The 502-nt window shown below is 44.2% G+C and carries 1 protein-coding gene; it reads right to left on the bottom strand.

Translation table 11 applies throughout. The annotated features are described in order from the left end of the window. A partial coding sequence (gene thrC / locus AC29Z1_RS17535) for a threonine synthase (protein WP_488272728.1) occupies positions 1 to 502 on the bottom strand: 502 nt, incomplete at its 3' end.

Here is a 502-nt window from a genome sequence, read left to right as displayed (position 1 = left end):
TTTTGGGAAGCTTTTTTATCTTCCCCTTCCGGTAGTATTCTTTAAATCCCATCCAGTAAGCAGTTATATTTCCTGCATTGCCCACAGGAAGAGAGACATAGTCTGGTACTTCTCCCAAAGCATCACATATTTCAAAAGCTGCCGTTTTTTGACCTTCCAGGCGATAGGGGTTTATATAATTTACCAAAGTAATCGGGAATTTCTGCGAAATTTCTCTCACAAGCCTTAAAGCGTCATCAAAATTGCCATCTACCGCAATAACCTCTGCCCCATAAGCAATTGCCTGTGCGAGTTTCCCCAGAGCAATTTTACCGCCAGGAATTAATACCACACTTTTAAGGCCTGCTTTTGCTGCATAGGCTGCTGCAGAAGCAGAAGTGTTGCCTGTTGAGGCGCATACGACAGCATTAGACCCCTCTTGCTTTGCTTGAGATACCGCTACCGTCATCCCCCTGTCCTTAAAAGAACCTGTGGGATTTAGCCCTTCGTATTTTAGATACAC

This window comes from Sporomusa sp. (assembly GCF_057736855.1).
This window is presented reverse-complemented; position numbering and strand designations above follow the sequence as displayed.